Source organism: Hydrogenophaga sp. FW305-3-2-15-A-LB1, from assembly GCF_058787875.1.
The window spans coordinates 47,302-67,557 of record NZ_JBYTAE010000012.1; the positions used below are offsets into that span (position 1 = coordinate 47,302).

The 20,256-nt window shown below is 68.5% G+C and carries 17 protein-coding genes; 8 read left to right on the forward strand and 9 right to left on the reverse strand.

Annotated features, from left to right (window positions below):
• Positions 1 to 208 precede the first annotated feature (208 nt).
• The 4 genes from AC3WPZ_RS05595 to AC3WPZ_RS05610 all read right to left on the reverse strand — a co-directional run bounded on the left by AC3WPZ_RS05595 (position 209) and on the right by AC3WPZ_RS05610 (position 3,627).
• A complete protein-coding gene (locus AC3WPZ_RS05595) occupies positions 209 to 1,828 on the reverse strand; it encodes a hypothetical protein (RefSeq protein ID WP_444687106.1) in 1,620 nt (539 codons plus the stop codon).
• A 37-nt stretch (positions 1,829 to 1,865) separates the two neighbouring features.
• Complete coding sequence (locus AC3WPZ_RS05600; protein ID WP_291121655.1) at positions 1,866 to 2,417, reverse strand: hypothetical protein; 552 nt, start codon at positions 2,415 to 2,417, stop codon at positions 1,866 to 1,868.
• Between the two features lie 90 nt (positions 2,418 to 2,507).
• Positions 2,508 to 3,083 carry a hypothetical protein gene (locus tag AC3WPZ_RS05605; RefSeq protein WP_444687105.1) on the reverse strand — a complete coding sequence of 192 codons (576 nt, stop codon included), beginning with the start codon at positions 3,081 to 3,083 and terminating at the stop codon, positions 2,508 to 2,510.
• Positions 3,076 to 3,627 (reverse strand): hypothetical protein, encoded by a 552-nt coding sequence (locus tag AC3WPZ_RS05610; RefSeq protein ID WP_444687104.1) that lies wholly within the window; start codon positions 3,625 to 3,627, stop codon positions 3,076 to 3,078. The genes AC3WPZ_RS05605 and AC3WPZ_RS05610 overlap by 8 nt, the downstream gene beginning before the upstream one ends.
• Positions 3,628 to 3,934: 307 nt before the next feature.
• On the opposite strand from AC3WPZ_RS05610, the gene AC3WPZ_RS05615 reads away from it, so the two are divergent.
• Positions 3,935 to 5,677, forward strand: a complete 1,743-nt coding sequence (locus AC3WPZ_RS05615; RefSeq protein ID WP_444687103.1) for a long-chain fatty acid--CoA ligase — start codon at positions 3,935 to 3,937, stop codon at positions 5,675 to 5,677.
• A gap of 3 nt (positions 5,678 to 5,680) precedes the next feature.
• Here the strand turns inward: AC3WPZ_RS05615 and AC3WPZ_RS05620 are convergent, their stop codons facing one another.
• A complete protein-coding gene (locus AC3WPZ_RS05620) occupies positions 5,681 to 6,592 on the reverse strand; it encodes a LysR family transcriptional regulator (protein WP_382156226.1) in 912 nt (303 codons plus the stop codon).
• Positions 6,593 to 6,700: 108 nt separating this feature from the next.
• On the opposite strand from AC3WPZ_RS05620, the gene AC3WPZ_RS05625 reads away from it, so the two are divergent.
• From AC3WPZ_RS05625 to acuI, 6 genes are all read left to right on the forward strand, one after another.
• Entirely contained in the window at positions 6,701 to 7,534 is an 834-nt protein-coding gene (locus tag AC3WPZ_RS05625; RefSeq protein ID WP_382321000.1) for an alpha/beta hydrolase, read from the forward strand.
• 91 nt (positions 7,535 to 7,625) lie between these two features.
• Entirely contained in the window at positions 7,626 to 8,846 is a 1,221-nt protein-coding gene (locus AC3WPZ_RS05630; RefSeq protein WP_444687102.1) for an efflux RND transporter periplasmic adaptor subunit, read from the forward strand.
• Positions 8,847 to 8,869: 23 nt separating this feature from the next.
• The gene (locus tag AC3WPZ_RS05635) at positions 8,870 to 12,097 is read left to right on the forward strand and encodes an efflux RND transporter permease subunit (RefSeq protein ID WP_444687101.1); all 3,228 of its coding nucleotides are present in this window, start codon (positions 8,870 to 8,872) and stop codon (positions 12,095 to 12,097) included.
• Between the two features lie 20 nt (positions 12,098 to 12,117).
• The gene (locus AC3WPZ_RS05640; protein WP_444687100.1) at positions 12,118 to 13,542 is read left to right on the forward strand and encodes an efflux transporter outer membrane subunit; all 1,425 of its coding nucleotides are present in this window, start codon (positions 12,118 to 12,120) and stop codon (positions 13,540 to 13,542) included.
• Positions 13,543 to 13,580: 38 nt separating this feature from the next.
• The gene (locus AC3WPZ_RS05645; protein WP_382320994.1) at positions 13,581 to 13,814 is read left to right on the forward strand and encodes a hypothetical protein; all 234 of its coding nucleotides are present in this window, start codon (positions 13,581 to 13,583) and stop codon (positions 13,812 to 13,814) included.
• Between the two features lie 3 nt (positions 13,815 to 13,817).
• Positions 13,818 to 14,822 (forward strand): acrylyl-CoA reductase (NADPH), encoded by a 1,005-nt coding sequence (gene acuI, locus AC3WPZ_RS05650; protein WP_382320991.1) that lies wholly within the window; start codon positions 13,818 to 13,820, stop codon positions 14,820 to 14,822.
• A gap of 3 nt (positions 14,823 to 14,825) precedes the next feature.
• Here acuI and AC3WPZ_RS05655 read toward each other — a convergent pair whose 3' ends face one another.
• Positions 14,826 to 15,596 carry a DUF2189 domain-containing protein gene (locus AC3WPZ_RS05655; protein WP_382156241.1) on the reverse strand — a complete coding sequence of 257 codons (771 nt, stop codon included), beginning with the start codon at positions 15,594 to 15,596 and terminating at the stop codon, positions 14,826 to 14,828.
• Positions 15,597 to 15,682: 86 nt separating this feature from the next.
• Positions 15,683 to 16,078, reverse strand: coding sequence for a bacteriohemerythrin (locus AC3WPZ_RS05660; protein WP_444687099.1), 396 nt, complete (start codon positions 16,076 to 16,078; stop codon positions 15,683 to 15,685).
• 131 nt (positions 16,079 to 16,209) lie between these two features.
• Here AC3WPZ_RS05660 and AC3WPZ_RS05665 point away from each other — a divergent pair, with 131 nt between their 5' ends.
• Positions 16,210 to 16,959 carry a 2OG-Fe dioxygenase family protein gene (locus AC3WPZ_RS05665; RefSeq protein WP_382156245.1) on the forward strand — a complete coding sequence of 250 codons (750 nt, stop codon included), beginning with the start codon at positions 16,210 to 16,212 and terminating at the stop codon, positions 16,957 to 16,959.
• Here AC3WPZ_RS05665 and AC3WPZ_RS05670 read toward each other — a convergent pair.
• Positions 16,951 to 19,272 (reverse strand): molybdopterin-dependent oxidoreductase, encoded by a 2,322-nt coding sequence (locus tag AC3WPZ_RS05670; RefSeq protein ID WP_444687098.1) that lies wholly within the window; start codon positions 19,270 to 19,272, stop codon positions 16,951 to 16,953. The genes AC3WPZ_RS05665 and AC3WPZ_RS05670 overlap by 9 nt on opposite strands.
• Positions 19,272 to 20,246 (reverse strand): Bug family tripartite tricarboxylate transporter substrate binding protein, encoded by a 975-nt coding sequence (locus AC3WPZ_RS05675; RefSeq protein ID WP_382328483.1) that lies wholly within the window; start codon positions 20,244 to 20,246, stop codon positions 19,272 to 19,274. The genes AC3WPZ_RS05670 and AC3WPZ_RS05675 overlap by 1 nt, the downstream gene beginning before the upstream one ends.
• Positions 20,247 to 20,256 lie beyond the last annotated feature (10 nt).

Here is a 20,256-nt window from a genome sequence, read left to right on the forward strand (position 1 = left end):
CCGAAATGTAGACCCGCCTTTTTGGGGTAGGGATCGGGGTTTACGTGGGCGGATCATGCAAATTGCACATGAGGGCATCACGCTGCAGATTCCGTGCCATCGCGGTCTCTCGCGCGACAAACGCGGGTTTCGGCGGGCGAAGGCGCCCCGTATGCTTGTCCCACAACACCCGTCACGGAGACATGTGGTGAGCAGCACCACTCCACCGTCATGACGGGCAGACTACCTGCTGCGTCGGCACACACGCTTCCGGATCCAGTGGTGGTGGAGGCGGTGGTGGCGGGCAAAGCCGCCTCCTTTCCTCATACTCCGCTCGTTCCTCCAGATAGCGCTCATAGCGACGAAACTCTTCTGTCGCATGGGCGCGCTGGGCTGCCAGCCACGATTCATAGGCCTCCTGGTTCTGCAGCACGCCAGGTTTGATCGTGTAGGACTCATTCCACACGCGCTCACCCTGCATGCCCGTGAACCCGCGCAGGATGGCTCCCGACATGAAGCCGACCGATGCATCAGTTGCGCTGACGCCCACCACCCCCAGACGCAGGCCCAGATAAGTCATCGTATTCAAACGCACGACCGTGCCCTTCGGGGCGTCTTTGTACGCAGCCAGTTCCTCAGGCAACGCCGGACCATACGACCTATATCCGAGAGGCACTCTCTCGAAGACACATTCAAAAGTCGGCTGAGCGCTCGCCCATCCTTCCACGTGCTGTTCGCCCCACAAACACTGTCGAGAGCCACCCATGCCCTTCCCTTGGAAGAGCTTTCGGCTCCACCCACTCTTTGACTCTTCGGGTGGCGCGAGCGACCAATATCCACCACCTGCGCTGACGAACACCGTCGCAGCACTGCTTTGATCAACGACTTTCTCCAATACATGCGACGCATCGTCTGGCGTCCGCACCACCACAGGCGCCGAGCCACCCGTCCACGGACGGGCCACGAAATCCGGAAACGGCGGCATGGGTTGGCGCGGCGGCGACTCCAACCCCCGCAGTGCGGCCAACACATGTTCGCGAATGCGGCCAGCCGTGGGCACCGCGGGATTGAGGTAAATCTCAAGCAGCCCATGCCCGATCAGATCGCGCAGGCCATTGAGGCCTGCGGGTCGACTGAAATACGGAGGAATGTCCGTGGTGTTGGGAACCACGGCGCCCACGGTCCTCAAGCCATTGATGACCAAGTCCTTGTCGGCCAGCGTGTGTGGGCCGGACAACATCGGCGATGCTGGCGCTACATGCACCACCCTGACCGACTTCGCATCGGTCCTGCTGAGGGCATGCGCATAGGCCATGTTGACAAACAGATTGCCTTGCGAGTGCGCGAAGAAGAGCATCTTCTTCTCAAGGCGCGCCCAATGATCGATCTGTGCCCGGTGGCGACCGGCCACTTCGGCCATGTTCGGGTTCCCGAGGTTGGGGGTCAGCTCGGTCATCAGTGCCGCCCGAGACAGATCAAACAAGGAATCCAGAAAACCGACCAGACTGGGGATGGCCGACGTGATCGCTCGCCACCAAGCCCCCTCACCGCGCGTGGCAGAGAAGAACAGTTCGAAGCGGCCGGCCAGCAGGCCCCCATGTTCGTGAAGACGCTGGTCGAATGTCTCCACGAAATCGGCGAAGCCTTGGGTGTCGTTGTAGAACAGGTCGTACGTGATAGGTTCGCCGTTGGGGGTGGTAGATCCATAGAGAACAGAAATATGTTGACGCACCGCACGTTGCGCATCGCCTTCTTGCGTCTGAACTCCGTTGAAAAACCCGAACACCACTCCATTGCGCTCACATTGTTCTTGACCAAATGCATTCGACGCAGATATGACGCTGAGCACTAGTACCCATCGTCGCCACCACCCCAGAAGAGATCGGTCAGTCACAGCTATCCACCTTCGGCATCGAGGAAACAGAACCACTGCGAGCTGCGTTGTATGCGAGGAAGGCTTGGAGCCGCTCCTTGGTGTTGGTCGTCATTGCCTTGATTTCTTGAGCCATCTCCCAACTTTGTGTTGAGCCCTCTGGCCCGGAAAAAGCCAGTGATTCACACCCCACGGCCCTCCACGACGCTTGCGACACGCGCTCAAGCGCCACCGCATCGTTCTTGTCCACCAACAGCATTTGCTGTAACGCTCGCGCCGTCTGCATCGCAGCCTTTCTTTGTGCCGGGTCCGTGTACTTGCGATGAATGTGGGTCTCGATGTCATCCCGCACGCCGTTGCCATTCGCGTCCATGCCTTCAACGCTGGGCAGGCGCTCGAGCTTGGGCAATTCGCCGCTCGCTTCCAGTTGCTCGATCACTTGTTGAGGCGTGCGCGCTGCGTCGCCACCCTCCGCACGCTTGTCCCCCCCGCAACCAATTAGCGCGAGCGTCCCAATCAACGCGCTTACCCCCAGCCCCTTGGCCAACTTGCGACTTGGTTTCATTTCGATGTTCCTTCCTTGAATATTGCAGTTGCTGAGTGGTCGACACACGCCGAGTTCGACCACCGCCGAAGTGAATGTAGTCCAATAGAACTACGCATACTCCAGGGAGCATTGCCGCGGCGGCGTGCCCTGCTGGATGCATGAAAGACATGAAATTGGATCGATCTGTGCCCGGTGGCGACCTGCCACTTCGGCCATGTTCGGGTTTCCGAGGTTGGCGGTCAGCTCGGTCATCAGTGCCGCCCGAGACAGATCAAACAAGGAATCGAGAAAACCGACCAGACTCGGAATGGCCGACGTTATCGCTCGCCACCAAGCCCCCTCACCGCGGGTGGCAGAGAAGAACAGTTCGAAGCGGCCGGCCAGCAGGCCACCATGTTCGTGGAGACGCTGGTCGAACGTCTCCACGAAATCGGCGAAGCCTTGGGTGTCGTTGTAGAAGAGGTCGTGGGTGATGGGTTCGTCGTTGGGGGTTACCTCTCCGAAGACTTTGCGTATTTCGCGACGCGCATCATTCGCCTGCAGGTATGTCGTTTGTACGCCATTGAAGAAGCCCAAGGTAACGCCGCTCCTGTCGCACGGCTCTTGACTCATGGCGGAATGGTGCATCAACAATCCGCAGATCGTTGCGCGCAATAGGCGGTTGCGAAGCAGCATCTCAATCACAGCCGCGACTTTCATAGGACGAAGTTACGGAGCCACTTACAGCCTTGTTGAACGCAAGGTACGCATTCAGCCTCTCTTTGGTATTGGTGGTGATGGACTCCAACTCGTTGGACATCCGATAGCGGTGCTTCTCGTTGTCGGCTCCTGCAAAGATGTCAAAAGAACAGTCAACCGCTTTGGCTATTGCCTGTGCTGCCGCATCAATAGCCACAGAATCGCTCTTATCAACCAGCAGTGCTCGTTGAAGAGCCCGCGCCATCTGCATCGCAGCCTTTCTTTGTGCCGGATCCGTGTACTTGCGATGAATGTGGGTCTCGATGTCATCCCGCACACCATTGCCATTCGCGTCCATGCCTTCAACGCTGGGCAGGCGCTCAAGCTTGGGCAGCTCACCACTCGCTTCCAGTTGCTCGATCACTTGTTGGGGCGTGCGCGCTGCGTCGCCACCCTCCGCACGCTTGTCTCCCCCGCAACCAGCCAGCGCGAGCGTCCCAATCAACGCGCTCACCCCCAGCCCCTTGGCCAACTTGCGACCCTGTTTCATTTCAATGCCCTCCTTGAATATTGCAACTGCTGAGTGGTCGACACATGCCGCGTTCGACTCCAGTCAAAGTAAATGTAGTCCAATAGAACTACACATACTCCAGGGAGCATTGCTGCAGCTGCGTGCCTGTTGGATGCATGAAAGACATGAACTTGGATCGTAGGGGTCGTCATTGCCCTGATTTCTTGAGCCATCTCCCAACTATGTTTTGAGCTGCCATCGCGGTCTCTCGCGCGACAAACGCGGGTTTCGGCGGGCGGAGGCGCCCCGTATGCTTGTCCCACAACACCCATAACGGAGACATGTGATGAGCAGCACCACCGAAGGCGGGCGCGCCGCGTCCACGCCCGATCCGCACGCGCACCACCGCTTCTGGCCCACGCGCCTGCCGCACCGCATCACCACGCCCGCCACCTCGCTCTGGTGCAACCTGGACGTGAGCGCGCAGCGTTACCCGGACAAGCCCGCGCTGGTGTTCTTCGATCACGTGCTCAGCTACCGCGAGCTGCGCGCGCAGGTGGAGCGCCTGGCGGCGCACCTGCGGCAGCAGGGTGTGCAGGACGGCGACCGCGTGATCCTGTTCATGCAGAATTGCCCGCAGTGGGTGGTGGCGCACTTCGCCATCCTGCGCGCCAACGCGGTGGTGGTGCCGGTCAACCCCATGAATCGGGCCGAGGAGCTCAAGCACTACCTGATCGATCCCGACGCGCGCGTGGCCATCGCCGCGGCCGACCTGGCCGGTGAACTGCTCAAGGCCAACAGCGAGGTGCGCGAGGGCGACCGCCTGCGCCACCTCGTGGTCTCGCACTACAGCGACGCCATCGGCCCGGCCGCCGAGATCCCACCGGCCTGGGCCGACTGGCTGGGCACGCGCCACCCCACACCCTCGCTGCCCGGCGGCACGGTCAGCGACTGGGCCGAGGCGCTGGCCTGCGGCGGCAGCGCGCCCGCGCACAACCGGGGCCCGCACGACCTCGCCGTGCTGCCCTACACCAGTGGCACCACCGGCCTGCCCAAGGGCTGCATGCACCCGCACCGCACCCTCATGCACAACGCGGTGGGCGTGGGCCTGTGGACCAACAGCACGTCGGAGAACGTGGGCCTGCTGGTGGTGCCCATGTTCCACATCACCGGCATGGTGGCCGGCATGCACGCGGGCGTGTACAACGGCGCGACCATGGTGGTGATGCCGCGCTGGGACCGCGAGCTCGCCGGCCGGCTCATCTCGCGCTGGCGCTGCACCCACTGGACCAACATCCCCACCATGGTGATCGACCTGCTGGCCAGCCCGAACTTCGACCAGTACGACCTCTCCAGCCTGGTGCTGGTGGGCGGCGGCGGCGCGGCCATGCCGCAGGCCGTGGCGCAGCGCTTGCTCGACCAGTTCGGCCTGCGCTACTCGGAAGGTTATGGCCTGACCGAGACCGCCGCGCCCTCGCACAACAACCCGCCCGACCACCCCAAGCAGCAATGCCTGGGCATTCCTTTCCTGGGCACCGACGCGCGCGTGGTCGACCCGATCACGCTGCAGGAAATGCCGCAGGGCGAAGCGGGCGAGATCATCATCCACGGCCCCGAGGTGTTCGACGGTTACTGGAAACGCCCCGAGGCCACCGAGGCCGCCTTCATCACCTTCGAAGGCAAGCGCTTCTTCCGCTCGGGCGACCTCGGCCGGGTGGACGAGGACGGTTACTACTTCATCACCGACCGGCTCAAACGCATGATCAACGCCAGCGGCTTCAAGGTCTGGCCGGCCGAGGTCGAGGCGCTGATGTTCCGGCACCCGGCGATCGCCGAGGCCTGCGTGATCGCGACGCAGGATGCCTACCGGGGCGAGAGCGTCAAGGCGGTGGTGGTGCTGCGCGAAGCCGCGCGCGGACAGACCAGCGAGCAGGCCATCCTGGACTGGTGCCGCGAGAACATGGCGGCCTACAAGTGCCCGCGCACGGTGGAGTTCGTCACCGCGCTGCCCAAGAGCGGCAGCGGCAAGGTGATGTGGCGCCTGCTGCAGGAGCAGGAGGCCGCGAAGGCACCGCCCAGCACCGCCTGAGGTTCAGCCCGACAGCTCCGGGTGTTTCGAGAACAGCTCGGCGACCCATTCCACGAAGGCCCGCACCTTGGCGCTGAGGTGGCGGTTCGGCGGGTACACCACGTAGAGCGGAATGGTGTGGGTCGACCAGTCGGCGAGCACCCGCACCAGCTCGCCGCGCTCGATCAGCGGCACGGCGGTGAAGGCCCCCATCTGCGCCACGCCCAGGCCCGCGAGCACCGCCGCGGTCATGGCGTTGCTCTCGTTGACGGACAGCCGGGTCGGGCCCGTGATCTCCACCGTCTGGCCGTCCTTCTCGAACTCGTTGATGAAGGGGCGGCCGTTGCGCGGGGAGAAGTAGTTCAGCATCGTGTGCTCGCTGCCCAGCTGGTCCGGGTGCGTGGGCGTGCCGTGCGCCTGGAGGTAAGCCGGCGAGGCCACGGTCATCAGCGCCATGTTGGCCACGCGCCGGGCCACGAGCGACTGGTCCAGCAGTTCGCCGCCGCGGATCACGCAGTCCACGTTGTCGGCGATGAGGTCCACCGCGCGGTCGGAGACACCCAGGTCGAGCTGGATGTCGGGGTAGCGGCGGTAGAAGTCGGCGAGCGCGGGAATGATGATGTGCTGCGCCACCGAGGTCCCCACGTCCACGCGCAGGCGCCCGCTGGGGCTGGCCTGGGCGTTGGTCATGCTGGCCTCGATGTCGTCCAGGTCGTTGAGCACGCGGGCCGTGCGCTCGTAGTACGCCGCGCCATCGGGCGTGACGGTCACGCGCCGGGTGGTGCGGTTGAGCAGCTTGACCTTCAGCCGCGACTCCAGGTGCTGCACCATCTTCGTCACCGTGCCCTTGGGCAGGTCCAGCGACTCGGCCGCCTTGGTGAAGGTGCCGGCCTCCACCACCCGCGCAAATACCCTGATCGATTGGATCTGATCCATGCCCTCTGTCCTTGATGTGCTTTGTGGCGGGATTGTTCATGCAATGGAAACAGACAACTGGCGGCAGGTGGCTTTATCCGCAGAAAGGGTGTGTCTATAGTTCAGGTCATGGTTTCAACTGCCTCATCCTCTGCCGCCGTGCCGCCCGCACGCACCTTGTCGGTGCCTGGCAAGCCCCCGCTGGCGCTGCGCGTCTGGGGCGCGAAGCCGCGCGGCGGCGTGGTGCCGCTGGTGCTGCACTTCCATGGTGGCGCCTTCATCTCGGGCGATCTGGACAGCGGCGCCTGCCTGGCCGAGCTGCTGGCGAGCTCGGGCGCGGTGGTGGCGTCATTGGCCTATCCGCTGGCGCCGGCGCACCGGTTTCCCGATGCGGTGGAGGCCGGCTACACCACGCTGGAATGGCTGTTCAAGCAGCGCACGCGCCTGGCGGGCACGGGCGCGCCGCTGTTCGTCGCGGGTGAGGAGGCCGGCGGCAACATCGCGGCGGCCGTGGCCATGATGGTGCGCGACCGCGCGCACCCGCCGCTGGCCGGCCAGATCCTCGTCGCGCCCATGCTGGACCCGTGCGGTGCCACGCCCTCGCTGCGCCAGACCATGGGCGAATCCACCGGCTGCAAGTGGATGGATGGCTGGCAGCAGTACCTGCGCGGCCCGATGGACGCGGAACACCCCTATGCCGTGCCCTGCCGCGCGCAACGGCTGGCCGGCCTGCCGCCCGCGCTGATCCTCACCGGTGGCGACGACCCGATGCGCGACGAGGCCCTGGCCTACGCCGATCGCCTGCGCGAGGCGGGCATCGCGGTGCACAGCGGCCTGCTGCCCCCCACCACCGGCTGGCCCGAGTCGCTGAGCGAACAGCCCGCCGGGGAATGTCCGTGCGCCATCGAGGTGCGTGGTCACGTCCGGGCCTTCTTCCAGGCCGCGACGCCCCCGCCGTCCTGACGGACCCGCACCCCCCTTTCCCATCCACCTGAAATGCCCACCCCGGTGATCCACCGGGGGCGGCCCCGTTCGCCCTCAAAAAGGAAAAAACATGTCCGACCTGTCCCAATTCAAGCGCCGCGTCTGGTGGCCCACCGCCGCCGCCCTGGCCGTCCTCATCGTCGCGGGCGTCGTGCTCGTCCAGGAAGCGAGCCCGGCCCGGGCCAGCGCACCGGTGGGCGCACCCCCGCCCATGCCGGTCTCCGTGGCCACCGTGGCCGAGAGCGACGTGGCCGCCTGGCAGGAGTTCTCCGGCCGCCTCGAGGCGGTCGAGCGGGTGGACATCCGCTCCCGTGTGGTCGGTGTGGTGCAGGCCACGCATTTCCGCGAAGGCGCGCTGGTGGCCAAGGGCGACCTGCTGGTGTCCATCGACCCCGCGCCCTACGAAGCCGAGTTCGCGCGCGCCGAGGCCCAGGTCATCGCCGCGCAGGCCCGCGTGACCCACGCCAGCAACGAACACGCCCGCTCGCGCCGCCTGTGGGACGACAAGGCGATCGCCCAGCGCGAGCTGGACGATCGCGAGAACGTGCTGCGCGAAGCCGAGGCCAACCTCAAGGCCGCGCAGGCGCAGCTGCAGGCCGCGCGCCTGAGCCTGGGCTACACCCAGGTGCGCGCGCCGGTGGCCGGGCGCATCGGCAAGCTGGAGGTGACCGTGGGCAACCTGGTCGCCGCCGGCCCCGGCGCGCCGGTGCTCACCACCCTGGTCTCGGTCAGCCCGATCTACGCCAGCTTCGATGCCGATGAAAGAACCGTCTCCGGCGCGCTGCAGGGCCTGGCCGGCGGCGCGCGCCCGGCGGTCGAGCGCATCCCCGTGCAGATGGGCACCTCGGCCACCAGCGACACGCCCCATGCCGGCCAGCTGCAGCTGATCGACAACCAGGTCGACCCGCGCAGCGGCACGGTGCGCGTGCGCGCCGTGTTCGACAACAAGGACGGCCGCCTGATGCCCGGGCAGTTCGCGCGCATCCGCATGGGCCAACCGCAGACCGCGCGCACCCTGCTGGTGAGCGAGCGCGCCGTCGGCACCGACCAGGACAAGAAATACGTGCTGGTGGTGGGCGAGGGCGACAAGACCGAGTACCGCGAGGTCACGCTGGGCGCGCCGGTCGACGGCCTGCGCACCGTGCTCAGCGGCCTCAAACCCGGTGAGCGCATCGTCGTCAACGGCCTGCAGCGCGTGCGCCCGGGCGACGTGGTGCAGCCGCAAGCCGTGCCCATGAACAACGCCCGCGCCGGCACGCCCGAGCGCGCGGTGGCGGTGGCCAGGTCCTGAGCCCCGCGCGTGAAAAGAACACCATGAACCTCTCGAAATTCTTCATCGATCGGCCGATCTTCGCGGGCGTGCTCTCGCTGCTGATCCTGATCGCCGGCCTGGTCGCGCTGCGCGGCCTGCCGATCTCCGAGTACCCCGAGGTGGCCCCGCCTTCGGTGGTGGTGCGCGCCCAGTACCCGGGCGCCAACCCCAAGGTGATCGCCGAAACCGTGGCCACGCCGCTGGAGGAATCCATCAACGGCGTGGAGGGCATGCTCTACATGGGCAGCCAGGCCACGACCGACGGCGTGATGACGCTGACCGTGACCTTCAAGCTCGGCACCGACCCCGACAAGGCCCAGCAGCTGGTGCAGAACCGCGTGTCTCAGGCCGAGCCGCGCCTGCCCGAGGAAGTGCGCCGACTGGGCGTGACCACGGTCAAGAGCTCGCCCGACATCACGATGGTGGTGCACCTGGTCTCGCCCAACGACCGCTACGACATCAACTACCTGCGCAACTACGCGGTGCTCAACGTGAAGGACCGGCTCGCGCGCATCCAGGGCGTGGGCCAGGTGCAGATCTTCGGCGGTGGCGACTACTCCATGCGCGTCTGGCTGGACCCGCAGAAGGTCGCGCAGCGCGGCCTCTCGGCCAGCGACGTGGTGAGCGCGATCCGCGGCCAGAACGTGCAGGCCGCCGCCGGCGTGGTCGGCGCCTCGCCGGGCCTGCCCGGTGTGGACATGCAGCTCTCCATCAACGCGCAGGGCCGCCTGCAGACCGAAGAGGAGTTCGGCGACATCATCGTCAAGACCGGTGGCGACGGCGCCGTGACCCGGCTGCGCGACATCGCGCGGCTGGAGATGGGCGCGGCCGACTACTCGCTGCGCTCGCTGCTCAACAACCAGCCCGCCGTCGGCATGGGCGTGTTCCAGGCGCCGGGTTCCAACGCGCTGGACATCTCGGCCGAGGTGCGCGCCACCATGGCCGAGCTGCAGAAGAACATGCCCGAGGGCGTGGAGTTCCGCATCGCCTACGACCCCACGCAGTTCGTGCGCGCCTCGATCCAGTCGGTGATCACGACCCTGCTCGAAGCCATCGCGCTGGTGGTGCTGGTGGTGATCCTGTTCCTGCAGACCTGGCGCGCCTCCATCATCCCGTTGCTGGCGGTGCCGGTGTCGGTGGTGGGCACCTTCGCGGTGCTGCACCTGCTCGGCTTCTCGATCAACGCGCTCTCGCTGTTCGGGCTGGTGCTGGCGATCGGCATCGTGGTGGACGACGCGATCGTGGTGGTGGAGAACGTGGAGCGCAACATCGAGGCCGGCCTGTCGCCGCGCGACGCGACCTACCGCGCGATGAAGGAGGTCTCCGGGCCCATCATCGCGATCGCGCTGGTGCTGGTGGCGGTGTTCGTGCCGCTGGCCTTCATCAGCGGCCTCACCGGCCAGTTCTACAAGCAGTTCGCGGTGACCATCGCGATCTCCACCGTGATCTCGGCCATCAACTCGCTCACGCTCTCGCCCGCGCTCGCGGCCCTGCTGCTGCGCGGCCACGACGCGCCGAAGGACGCGCTCACGCGCGGCATGGACCGGATCTTCGGCGGCCTGTTCCGTGGTTTCAACCGCTTCTTCCACCGCGGCGCCGAGGCCTACAGCGGCGGCGTGCGGCGCGTGATCTCGCGCAAGGCGCTGATGATGGTGATCTACCTCGCGCTCGTGGGCGTGACCTTCGGCCTGTTCAAGGCCGTGCCCAGCGGCTTCGTGCCGGCGCAGGACAAGCAGTACCTGATCGGCTTCGCGCAGCTGCCCGACGGCGCCACGCTGGACCGCACGGAAGACGTGATCCACCGCATGGGCGAGATCACCAAGCAGAACCCGAACGTGGAAGACGCGATCGCCTTCCCCGGCCTGTCCATCAACGGCTTCACCAACAGCTCGAACTCCGGCATCGTGTTCGCCACGCTCAAGCCCTTCGCCGAGCGCCGGCGCGCCGACCAGAGCGGCGGCGCCGTCGCGGGCCAGCTCAACCAGGCCTATGGCGAGATCCAGGACGCCTTCATCGTGATGTTCCCGCCGCCCCCGGTGGCGGGCCTGGGCACCACGGGGGGCTTCAAGCTGCAGCTGGAAGACAAGGCCTCGCTCGGCTACGAAGCGATGGACGCGGCGGTCAAGGCTTTCATGGCCAAGGCCTACCAGACGCCCGAACTCGCCGGCATGTTCACGAGCTGGCAGGTCAACGTGCCGCAGCTCTACGCCGACATCGACCGCACCAAGGCGCGCCAGCTCGGCGTGCCGGTGACGGACATCTTCGACACCATGCAGATCTACCTCGGCAGCCTGTACGTGAACGACTTCAACCAGTTCGGCCGCACCTACAGCGTGCGCGCCCAGGCCGACGCGCCCTACCGCGCGCGCGCCGAAGACGTGGGCCTGCTCAAGGTGCGCTCGACCTCGGGCGAGATGGTGCCGCTGTCGGCGCTGATGAAGGTGAACTCCAGCTTCGGCCCGGAGCGCGCCATGCGCTACAACGGCTACCTCTCGGCCGACATCAACGGCGGGCCCGCGCCCGGCTTCTCGTCCGGCCAGGCGCAGGACGCGATCGAGCGCATCGCCGCCGAGACGCTGCCGCAGGGCATCGGCTTCGAGTGGACCGAGCTCACCTACCAGGAGATCCTGGCCGGCAACTCCGCGCTGTGGGTGTTCCCGCTGGCCATCCTGCTGGTGTTCCTGGTGCTCGCCGCGCAGTACGAGAGCCTCACGCTGCCGCTGTCCATCATCCTGATCGTGCCCATGGGCCTGCTCGCGGCCATGACCGGCGTGTGGCTGGACGGCGGCGACAACAACGTGTTCACCCAGATCGGGCTGATCGTGCTGGTGGGGCTGTCGGCGAAGAACGCGATCCTGATCGTGGAATTCGCGCGCGAGCTGGAGTTCGCCGGGCGCTCGCCGGTGCAGGCCGCCATCGAAGCCAGCCGCCTGCGGCTGCGCCCCATCCTCATGACCTCGCTGGCCTTCGTGATGGGTGTGCTGCCGCTCGTGCTCGCCACTGGCGCGGGCGCCGAGATGCGCTCGGCCATGGGCGTGGCCGTGTTCGCCGGGATGATCGGCGTGACCGCCTTCGGCCTGTTCCTCACGCCGGTGTTCTACGTGCTGCTGCGCCGCCTGGCCGGCAACCGCGCGCTCAAGCTGCACGGCACCGTGCCGCACCTGGAGGGTTTCGCCTCCGGCGGTGGCGGCAGCGCCCGCGCCGTGCCCGCCGCTCCCCTGACCCATTGAAGACCCGGAAGGTGAACCCTGTGAAACATTTTCATCGCCTGCTGACGCTGACCGCCGCGCTCGTGCTGGCCGGTTGCGCCACCGCGCTGCCGCCCTTGCCGGCGTCGGTGCCCACGCCGCCGCAGTTCAAGGAACAGCCGCGCCAGAACGAACACTGGACCATCGCCCAACCCGCCGAAGCGCAGGCCCGGGGCACCTGGTGGAAGGCGTTCAACGACCCGGTGCTCGACGACCTGGCCGAACGCGCCGCCGCCGGCAACACCAGCATCCACGAAGCCGCGGCCCGCCTGGCCCAGGCGCGCTCGCTGGTGCGCGGCGCGCAGGCCGATCGCCTGCCGCAGATCGGTGTGGGCGCCGACGCCTCGCGCGGCGCCGGTGCCAACACCGCCAACGGCACCACGCCGGCCACGCTGCTGCAGGCCGGCGTCAACCTTTCCTACGAGCTCGACCTGTTCGGGCGCCTGGCGGGGGCGCGCGACGCGGCCGCGCTGGACGCGCAATCGCGCGAAGCCCTGCTGCAGAGCACGCGCCTGCTGGTGCAGGCCGAGGTGGCCCAGACCTACCTGGCGCTGCGCGCGGTGGACACCGAGCGCACCCTGGTGCAGGACACCGCCGCCGCCTATGCGGACACGCTGCGCCTCACGCAGCGCCGCTTCGAGGCCGGCGACGTGGCCGAGCTGGACGTGATCCGCATCCAGACCGAGCTGGCCGCCACCGAGGCCGAGGGGTTCGCGCTCGGCCGCAGCCGCGCCGAACTCGAACACGCGCTGGCCGTGCTGGTGGGCGAGCCGGCCTCCGGCTTCGCGCTGGCGCCCGCCGACGGTGCCCGGGTGCTGCCCGTGATCCCGGCCGGCGTGCCCGGCACCGTGCTCACCCGCCGGCCCGACGTGGCCGCCGCGCAGGCCGCGCTGCTGGCCGCCCAGGCCCGCGTGGGCGTGGCGCAGGCGGCGTGGTTCCCCAGCGTGTCGCTCACGGCGGCCGCGGGTTATGCCTCGCCCGACCTCGGCGACCTGTTCAAGTGGTCGGCGCGCGCCTGGGGCGTGGGCGCGCTGCTGTCGATGCCGCTGTTCGACGGCGGCCGGCGCGAGGCCGGTGTGCAGGGCGCGCAGGCGCAGCTCGACGCCGCCGCCGCGAGCTACCGCGGCCAGGTGCTCACGGCCTTCCGCGAGGTCGAAGACCAGCTCTCCGCCCTGCGCTGGCTGCAGGACCAGTCCCTGGCCCAGGGCCGCGCGGTCAGCGCCGCGCAGCGCGCCAGCGCGATCTCGGAAACGCGCTACCGCAACGGCCTGGTGAGCCAGCTCGAATTGCTCGACGCGCGCCGCAACGAGCTGATCAACCGGCGGCAGGCCCAGCGCGTGGAGGCCGCCCAGCAGCAGGCCACGGTGCGGCTCATCCGCGCCATCGGCGGCGGCTGGGAGGCGGGCGCCCCCGCCCGGGGCGCCTGAGCGACCTCGGCGGCGGGCCGGGGCCGGCACAATAGGGCATGCCGTCCCCGTCCGAGACCCTCCGCCGCCTCTGGCAGCCGCACCGTGGCCTGTTCTGGCTCATGGTCGGCCTGCAGCTGCTGTCGTCCTGCATCGTGCTGTTCGTGCAGCTCACCGACCCGCCCGACGCGCTGCGCCTCGTGCTCGGTCTGATGGCGCTGACCGATTCGCTGCTGGCCTGGTGGCTCACGGTGCGCCTGTGGCGCGAGTCGGCCCCTGCCACCCCTTCCTAGGAGATGCCCGTGTTCGAAGCCCTGCTGATCACCCGACCCGAGTCGGGCTACCGCTGCGAACTCACGCAGCTCGACGAGGCGCAACTGCCCGCCAGCGGCGACGTGACGGTGCGCGTGGACTGCTCCACCATCAACTACAAGGACGGCCTGGCCATCACCGGAAAATCGCCCGTGGTGCGCAGCTTCCCCATGGTGCCCGGCATCGACTTCGCCGGCTCGGTGACGCAGAGCGACCACCCGAAATGGAAGGCCGGCGACCGCGTGCTGCTCAACGGCTTCGGCGTGGGTGAGACGCACTGGGGCGGGCTGTCGCAGATGGCGCGCGTCAAGGGCGACTGGCTGGTGGCCCTGCCCGACACGCTGAGCGAGCGCGACGCCATGTCGCTGGGCACGGCCGGCTACACCGCCATGCTGTGCGTGCAGGCGCTGCAGAAACACTGGGCCGACGCGGGCGTGGCCGCCGGCAGCGGCGAGGTGCTGGTGACCGGCGCGGGTGGTGGCGTGGGCAGCGTGGCGATCTCGCTGCTGGCCGGTCTGGGCCACACCGTGGTGGCCTCCACCGGCCGGCCGCAGGAAGCCGACTACCTGAAATCGCTGGGCGCGGCCAGCGTGATCGACCGCAACGACCTGAGCGCGCCGGGCAAACCGCTGCAGAAGGAGCGCTGGATCGGCGTGGTGGATTCGGTGGGCAGCCACACCCTGGCCAACGCCTGCGCCAGCACACGCTACGGCGGCGCGGTGGCGGCCTGCGGCCTGGCCCAGGGCATGGACCTGCCCGCGAGCGTGGCGCCGTTCATCCTGCGCGGCATCACGCTTTACGGCATCGACAGTGTGATGGCGCCCATGGCCCAACGCGAGGCCGCGTGGGACGCGCTCGCGAAGACGATCAACCGCGAACAGCTGGCGTCGATCACGACAGAGATCGCGCTGCCCGACGCGATCGCCGCCGGCAGCCAGATCCTGGCCGGCCAGGTGCGCGGGCGCCTGGTGGTGAAGCTCAAGGCCTGAGCTTCATCGCGGCGGCACCACCTGGCGGTAGGCGTGCCAGGTGGCGTGGCCCACCACCGGGCCGACGACGATCAGACCCAGGAACCAGGGCAGCATGGCCAGCACCACCAGCAGCGTGATCAGCGCGCCCCACCAGGCCATCACGCCCGGGTTCTGCAGGCAGGCGCGGATGCTGGTGAGCGCGGCCGAGATCGCATCGACCTCGCGGTCCAGGATCATGGGGATCGAGACCGCGCTGGTGACGAAGATCAGGCCCGCGAACACACCGCCCACCAGGGTGTAGGTGATCAGGAACTCCAGGTTCTCGCGCGCCAGCAGCTGCGAGAGCAGGTTGGCGGTGTCGGGCAGGGTGCTGAAGCTGACCGCGAACACCACCAGCGAGGCGCGGCCCCACAGCATCTCCAGGATGAGCAGCACGCCCGCGAAGATCGCGATCGAGCCCTTGGTCTGCTCCCAGGCCAGCAGCGAGTCCGGCAGCGAGGGCTCGCGGCCTTCCTGCAGCGCGCGGCTCACGTGGTACAGGCCCAGGCACAGGAACGGCCCCAGCAGCAGGAAGCCGGCCGAGAGCGCCAGCACATAGGCCGGCGCGGCGCGGAACACCGCCATGAGCGCGTGCCCCATGAGGAAAAAACACAGGCCGTAGAACAGGCCGACGCGGCTGCGCAGGAAATCGCGCCAGCCCAGGCGCAGCCAGCGCAGCGGGTCGCCGGCGTTCAGCTCGGCCAGTCGCAGGTCGAACACCGACGGCGGTGGCGGTGGGGATTCTTCGGTCATGGCTTGTCTCCTCGGGAATGGCGCGCCATCTCGTGGGTGGGTGGCTGGTGCGCGGGAACGGTGGCGGGTCGGTGCAGCGGATCGGTTCAGCTGAGCGCGTGGCTTCGCAGGTGCAGCGCCAGCCCGGCGTCGAAGGCGTGCGTGTGCTTGGCAAACCACGAACCCAGTTCGCGCGCCATCTGGCGCACGGTCCCGAGCTGGCCGCCGCGGACCTGTCCCAGGCCCTCGCGCAGCAGGTTGAGCACCACGCGGTGCGCCAGCGCGTGCGCGTCCGCCTGGCCGTGGCCGGTCTCGCGCATCCAGCTGTCTTCCTGGCCGAAATGCGTGGCCACGTGCGACACCAGCTCGGCCCAGGCCTGCGGCAGCTCCGCGTCGCTGGCGGTCTGCGCGCGGGCCAGCCGCGCCATGAGTTCGCGGTTCATGTTGTCCAGCGGGTCGAAGTCCAGCCAGAGGACCTCGGTCCATTGCGCGGTGCTTTCCATCGGGTGCTGCTCCTTGGGGCCCAAGCTTGGCAGCGGCGGCGCGCCGGCGCCTTGATCCAGCGCAAACGCGCGCCACGCCAAGGCCCGACAGGCCGTGGGCCTGCTGGCGCGCCGCTACACTGGGCGGCCATATGACCAGCGAATTCCAGCCCCCTTACGTGCCGCTGTCCGATGTGCACAGCGCCTTGAAAACCACCGGCTTCGCCTTGCTGAGCGCCGAGGCCGTGGGCGAGTGGCTCGCCGCGCGGCCGGTGGACCTGGCCGGGCTGCACACCGGCTGGAACCAGCTGCCGCCCGACGCCTACCTGAAGGACGGCGGGCGCTACCGCAGCCGCCGCCACAGCTGCTTCGTGGTGGAGGACGACCGCGTGCGGCAGGTGCCGCACCGCGCGCACTGGCAGCCGCTGGAGTACAACGCCCTGCACGGCGGCATGCAGCGCTGGTTCGAACCCATGGAGCCCGCCACGGTGGCGCAGCCGGTGTGGAGCCGCCTGCTGGCCCGGCTGGGCGAGGCCGCCAGCGCGCTGCGCGGCGCGCAGCCCTGGAGCGTGGAGGCCCACGTGTTCCGCATCGACACCACCGACGGCATCGGCCGGCCCACGCCCGAAGGCGCGCACCGCGACGGTGTGGACCTGGTGGCCGTGTTCATGGTGGACCGCCACGCCATCAAGGGCGGCGAGAGCCGCGTGTTCGAAGCCAACGGCCCGAGCGGCCAGCGCTTCACGCTGCGCGAGCCGTGGTCGCTGCTGCTGCTCGACGACGCGCGCGTGATCCACGAGAGCACGCCGATCCAGCCGCTGGAAGGCGATGCCCTCGGCTGGCGCGATACGCTGGTCGTGACCTACCGCAGCGGGGCCTTCCAGGGCGACGCCTCAGCCTGACGGCGGCGGTTCGTAGGCGCGGATCGGCGGCAGCGGTCCGTCGAAACGCTCGACCTGAACCGTGCTGAGCTGGCCCGCGCAGCCCTGGGCCAGCGACGAGGTGCCGATGTCCCGGGTGAGCACATTGGGGTTGCCGTGCGCGCACATCGGCCGGCCCTGGGCATCCTGCACGGGGTCGTACCAGGCGCCGGTGGGCAGCTGAATCACGTCTTCGCGCATGTCGGCGCACAGGCGCGCGCTGGCCAGGCAGGCCCCGATCTCGTTGAAGAGGCGCACGGTGTCGCCCTCGCGGATGCCGCGCGCGGCGGCCGCGGCCGGGTGCAGGGTGCACACCTCGCGGCCCTGGCGCTTGGTGGACTGGCTGTGGGCGCCGAAGTCGAGCTGGCTGTGCAGCTTGGAATGCGGCTGGTTGGCCACCAGCCACAGCGGGTGGGCCGCATCGGGCGCGAAGCTCGGGGGCAGCCAGGCCGGGTGGCCGGGGCAGTCCGCGTAGCCGAAGCCGGCCACCACGGGTGAGCTGATCTGCACCTTGCCGCTGGGCGTGGCGAGCTTCGCGCCCTCGGGGTCGTGGCGGAAGGCGCGCAGGATGCCGCCATCGTCGTCCTTCTGCGGCAGCAGGAGCTCGCCGCGTTGCCAGAAGGTCTCGAAGTCCGGTGCCTCCTGGCCCATGGCTTCGAGCCCGGCGCGCGTGCGCTCGTACAGGTGCGCCAGCCATTGGCGCGTGTTCCGGCCTTCGCTGAAAGCCTGCAGGCCGCCCAGGCGCCCGGCCAGGTCGCAGAAGATGTCGTAGTCGTCGCGCGCCAGGCCATGGGGTTCGGCGATGCGGTGCATGGCGACCACCAGCGGGTCGGTGGGGGTCGCGCCGATGTCTTCGCGCTCCAGCGTCATGGTGCAGGGCAGCACGATGTCGGCGTGGCGCGCGGTGGCGGTCCAGGCGATCTCATGCACGACAAAGGTGTCGAGCGTGCGGAAGGCGTCGGCCAGGCGCTTGAGGTCCTGGTGGTGGTGGAAGGGGTTGCCACCGGCCCAGTAGGCCAGGCGGATGTGCGGGTAGGTGCGGCGCTGGCCGTTGTAGTCGAACGGCTGGCCCGGGTGGAGCAGCATGTCGCTGATGCGCGCCACCGGAATGAAGGCCTTCACGCCGTTGTCGCCCTGCGGCAGCGCGGCGGCGGGCACCGCGTTGTTGCGCTTGCCATAGTGCGCCAGCGTGCCCAGCGCGTAGTTGTAGCCCCCGCCGGGCAGGCCGAGCTGGCCCAGCGCGGCCGCGAGCACCGCCCCCATCCAGACCGGTTGTTCGCCGTGCTGCGAGCGCTGCAGCGAATGCGCCACCACCACGAGCACGCGCTGGCCAACCAGCGCGCGCGCCAGGTCGACCAGTTGCCGCTCGGGCAGGCCGCAGATCGGCGCGGCCCAGGCGCAGCTCTTGGGCACGCCGTCGCCGCGGCCCATCAGGTAGTCCTCGAAGGCTTCCCAGCCGTCGCAGTACCGATCGATGAAGGCGCGGTCGTGCGCGCCGTCGCTCACGAGCTGGTGCACCAGGGCCAGCATCAGCGCGGTGTCGGTGCCGGGCACGGCGGGCAGCCAGTCGAACGCCGCCTCGTCGGGCAGGTCGCTCTTGAGCGGGCTGATGGAGACGAAGCGGCAACCGCGCGCGGCGGCCGCGCGCATGGACTCGCGCTCGATGTGCCGGCTGATGCCGCCCGAGGCCACGCGCGAATTTTTCAGCGCCATGCCACCGAAGGCCAGCACCACGTCGGTGTGTTCGACGATCTGCTCCCAGGTGACGTTGCGCCGCGCCACTTCCTCCATGGTGCCGATGACGTGCGGCAGCATCGGGCCCGAGGCGCCGGCGCTGTAGCTGTTCACCGAGCGCACGTAACCGCCCAGGGTGGTGTTCAGGAAGCGGTGGACCTGGCTTTGCGCGTGGTGGAAGCGCCCCGCGCTCGACCAGCCGTAGGAGCCGCCGAAGATGGCCTCGCAGCCGTGTTGTTGCTGCACGCGCCGCAGTTCGTCCGCGAGCCGGTCCAGCACCTCGTTCCAGGCCATGGGCACGAAACGGTCGTCGCCGCGCCGCGCGTCGGGCCCTGGGCCGTTCTCGAGCCAGCCGCGCCGCACCATCGGCGTGGTGACGCGGGCGCGGTGGTGCAGGGCGGTCTTGAAGTTGTCGATCAGCGGGTTCGGGTCGGGGTCGCCCGCGTGGGGCCGCACGACGAGTTCGCCGTTCTGCCAACCGGCGGAGAAGACACCCCAGTGGGCGCTGTGCGGGCGCAGGGCGATGTCGGGCTCAGATGAAAACGAGGAGGGCAAAGACACTATTCCGCCTTGAGGTTGCCGCGTTCCACGCCGCGCTTGTAGTTGGCGATGTCTTTCAGCACGAAGTCGCGGAAGGCCGCCCCGGTCAGGGACGATGCCTGGGCGCCGTCCGCGCTGTAGACGCGCTGCACCTCGGGCGCCTGCATGGCCTGTTTCACGGACCGGGTGATCTTGTCGATGACGGGCTGCGGCGTGCCTTTGGGCGCGGCCAGACCGTACCACTGCGTCATCACCACGTCGATGCCCGACTCCTTGAGCGTGGGCACCTGGGGCATGCTGGGGATGCGCTTGTCGGTGCTGACCGCGAGCAGGCGCAGCTTGCCGCCGTTGATGGCGCCCATGAGCGGCGTGTAGGGCGCGAAGAAGCTGTCGACCAGGCCGCCCATGAGGTCGGTCATGACCGGGCCCGAGCCCTTGTAGGGCACGTGCAGGATGTCCAGGCCCCCTTGCTGCTTGACCATCTCCATCACGATCTGCGCGGCACCGCCCGTGCCGGTGGAGGCGTAGGTCATCTTGCCGCCCTTGGCGGTGGCGATGTAGTCCTGGATGGTCTTGATGGGGGAGTCGCCACGGACCACCAGGCCATAGGGCGTTTCCACCAGCTGGCTGACGAACACGAAGTCGTCGGGCACCTTGTAGGGCAGGTTGGTGCGGATCGCCGGCGCGCTGCCCACGTTGCCGCTCATGGCGAGCAGCAGGGTGTAACCATCGGGCCTGGCCTGCGTCATCAGTTCGGCGGCGATGTTGCCGCCCGCCCCGGGCCGGTTCTCGACCACGATGGGTTTGCCGACGTGTTTGCCCAGCTCGTTGGCGATGGTGCGCCCATAGAGGTCGCCCCCGCCCCCGGGTGGGAAGCCGATCAGCAGGCGGATCGGCTGATCCGGGTACTGGGCCGAGGCCACGGCGGCGAGGCCCATGAGCCCGGCGGCCACGACCGCGCGGGCGCCGCGGCGCAGCAGGGGTGTGAGGTGCATGAAGGTCTCC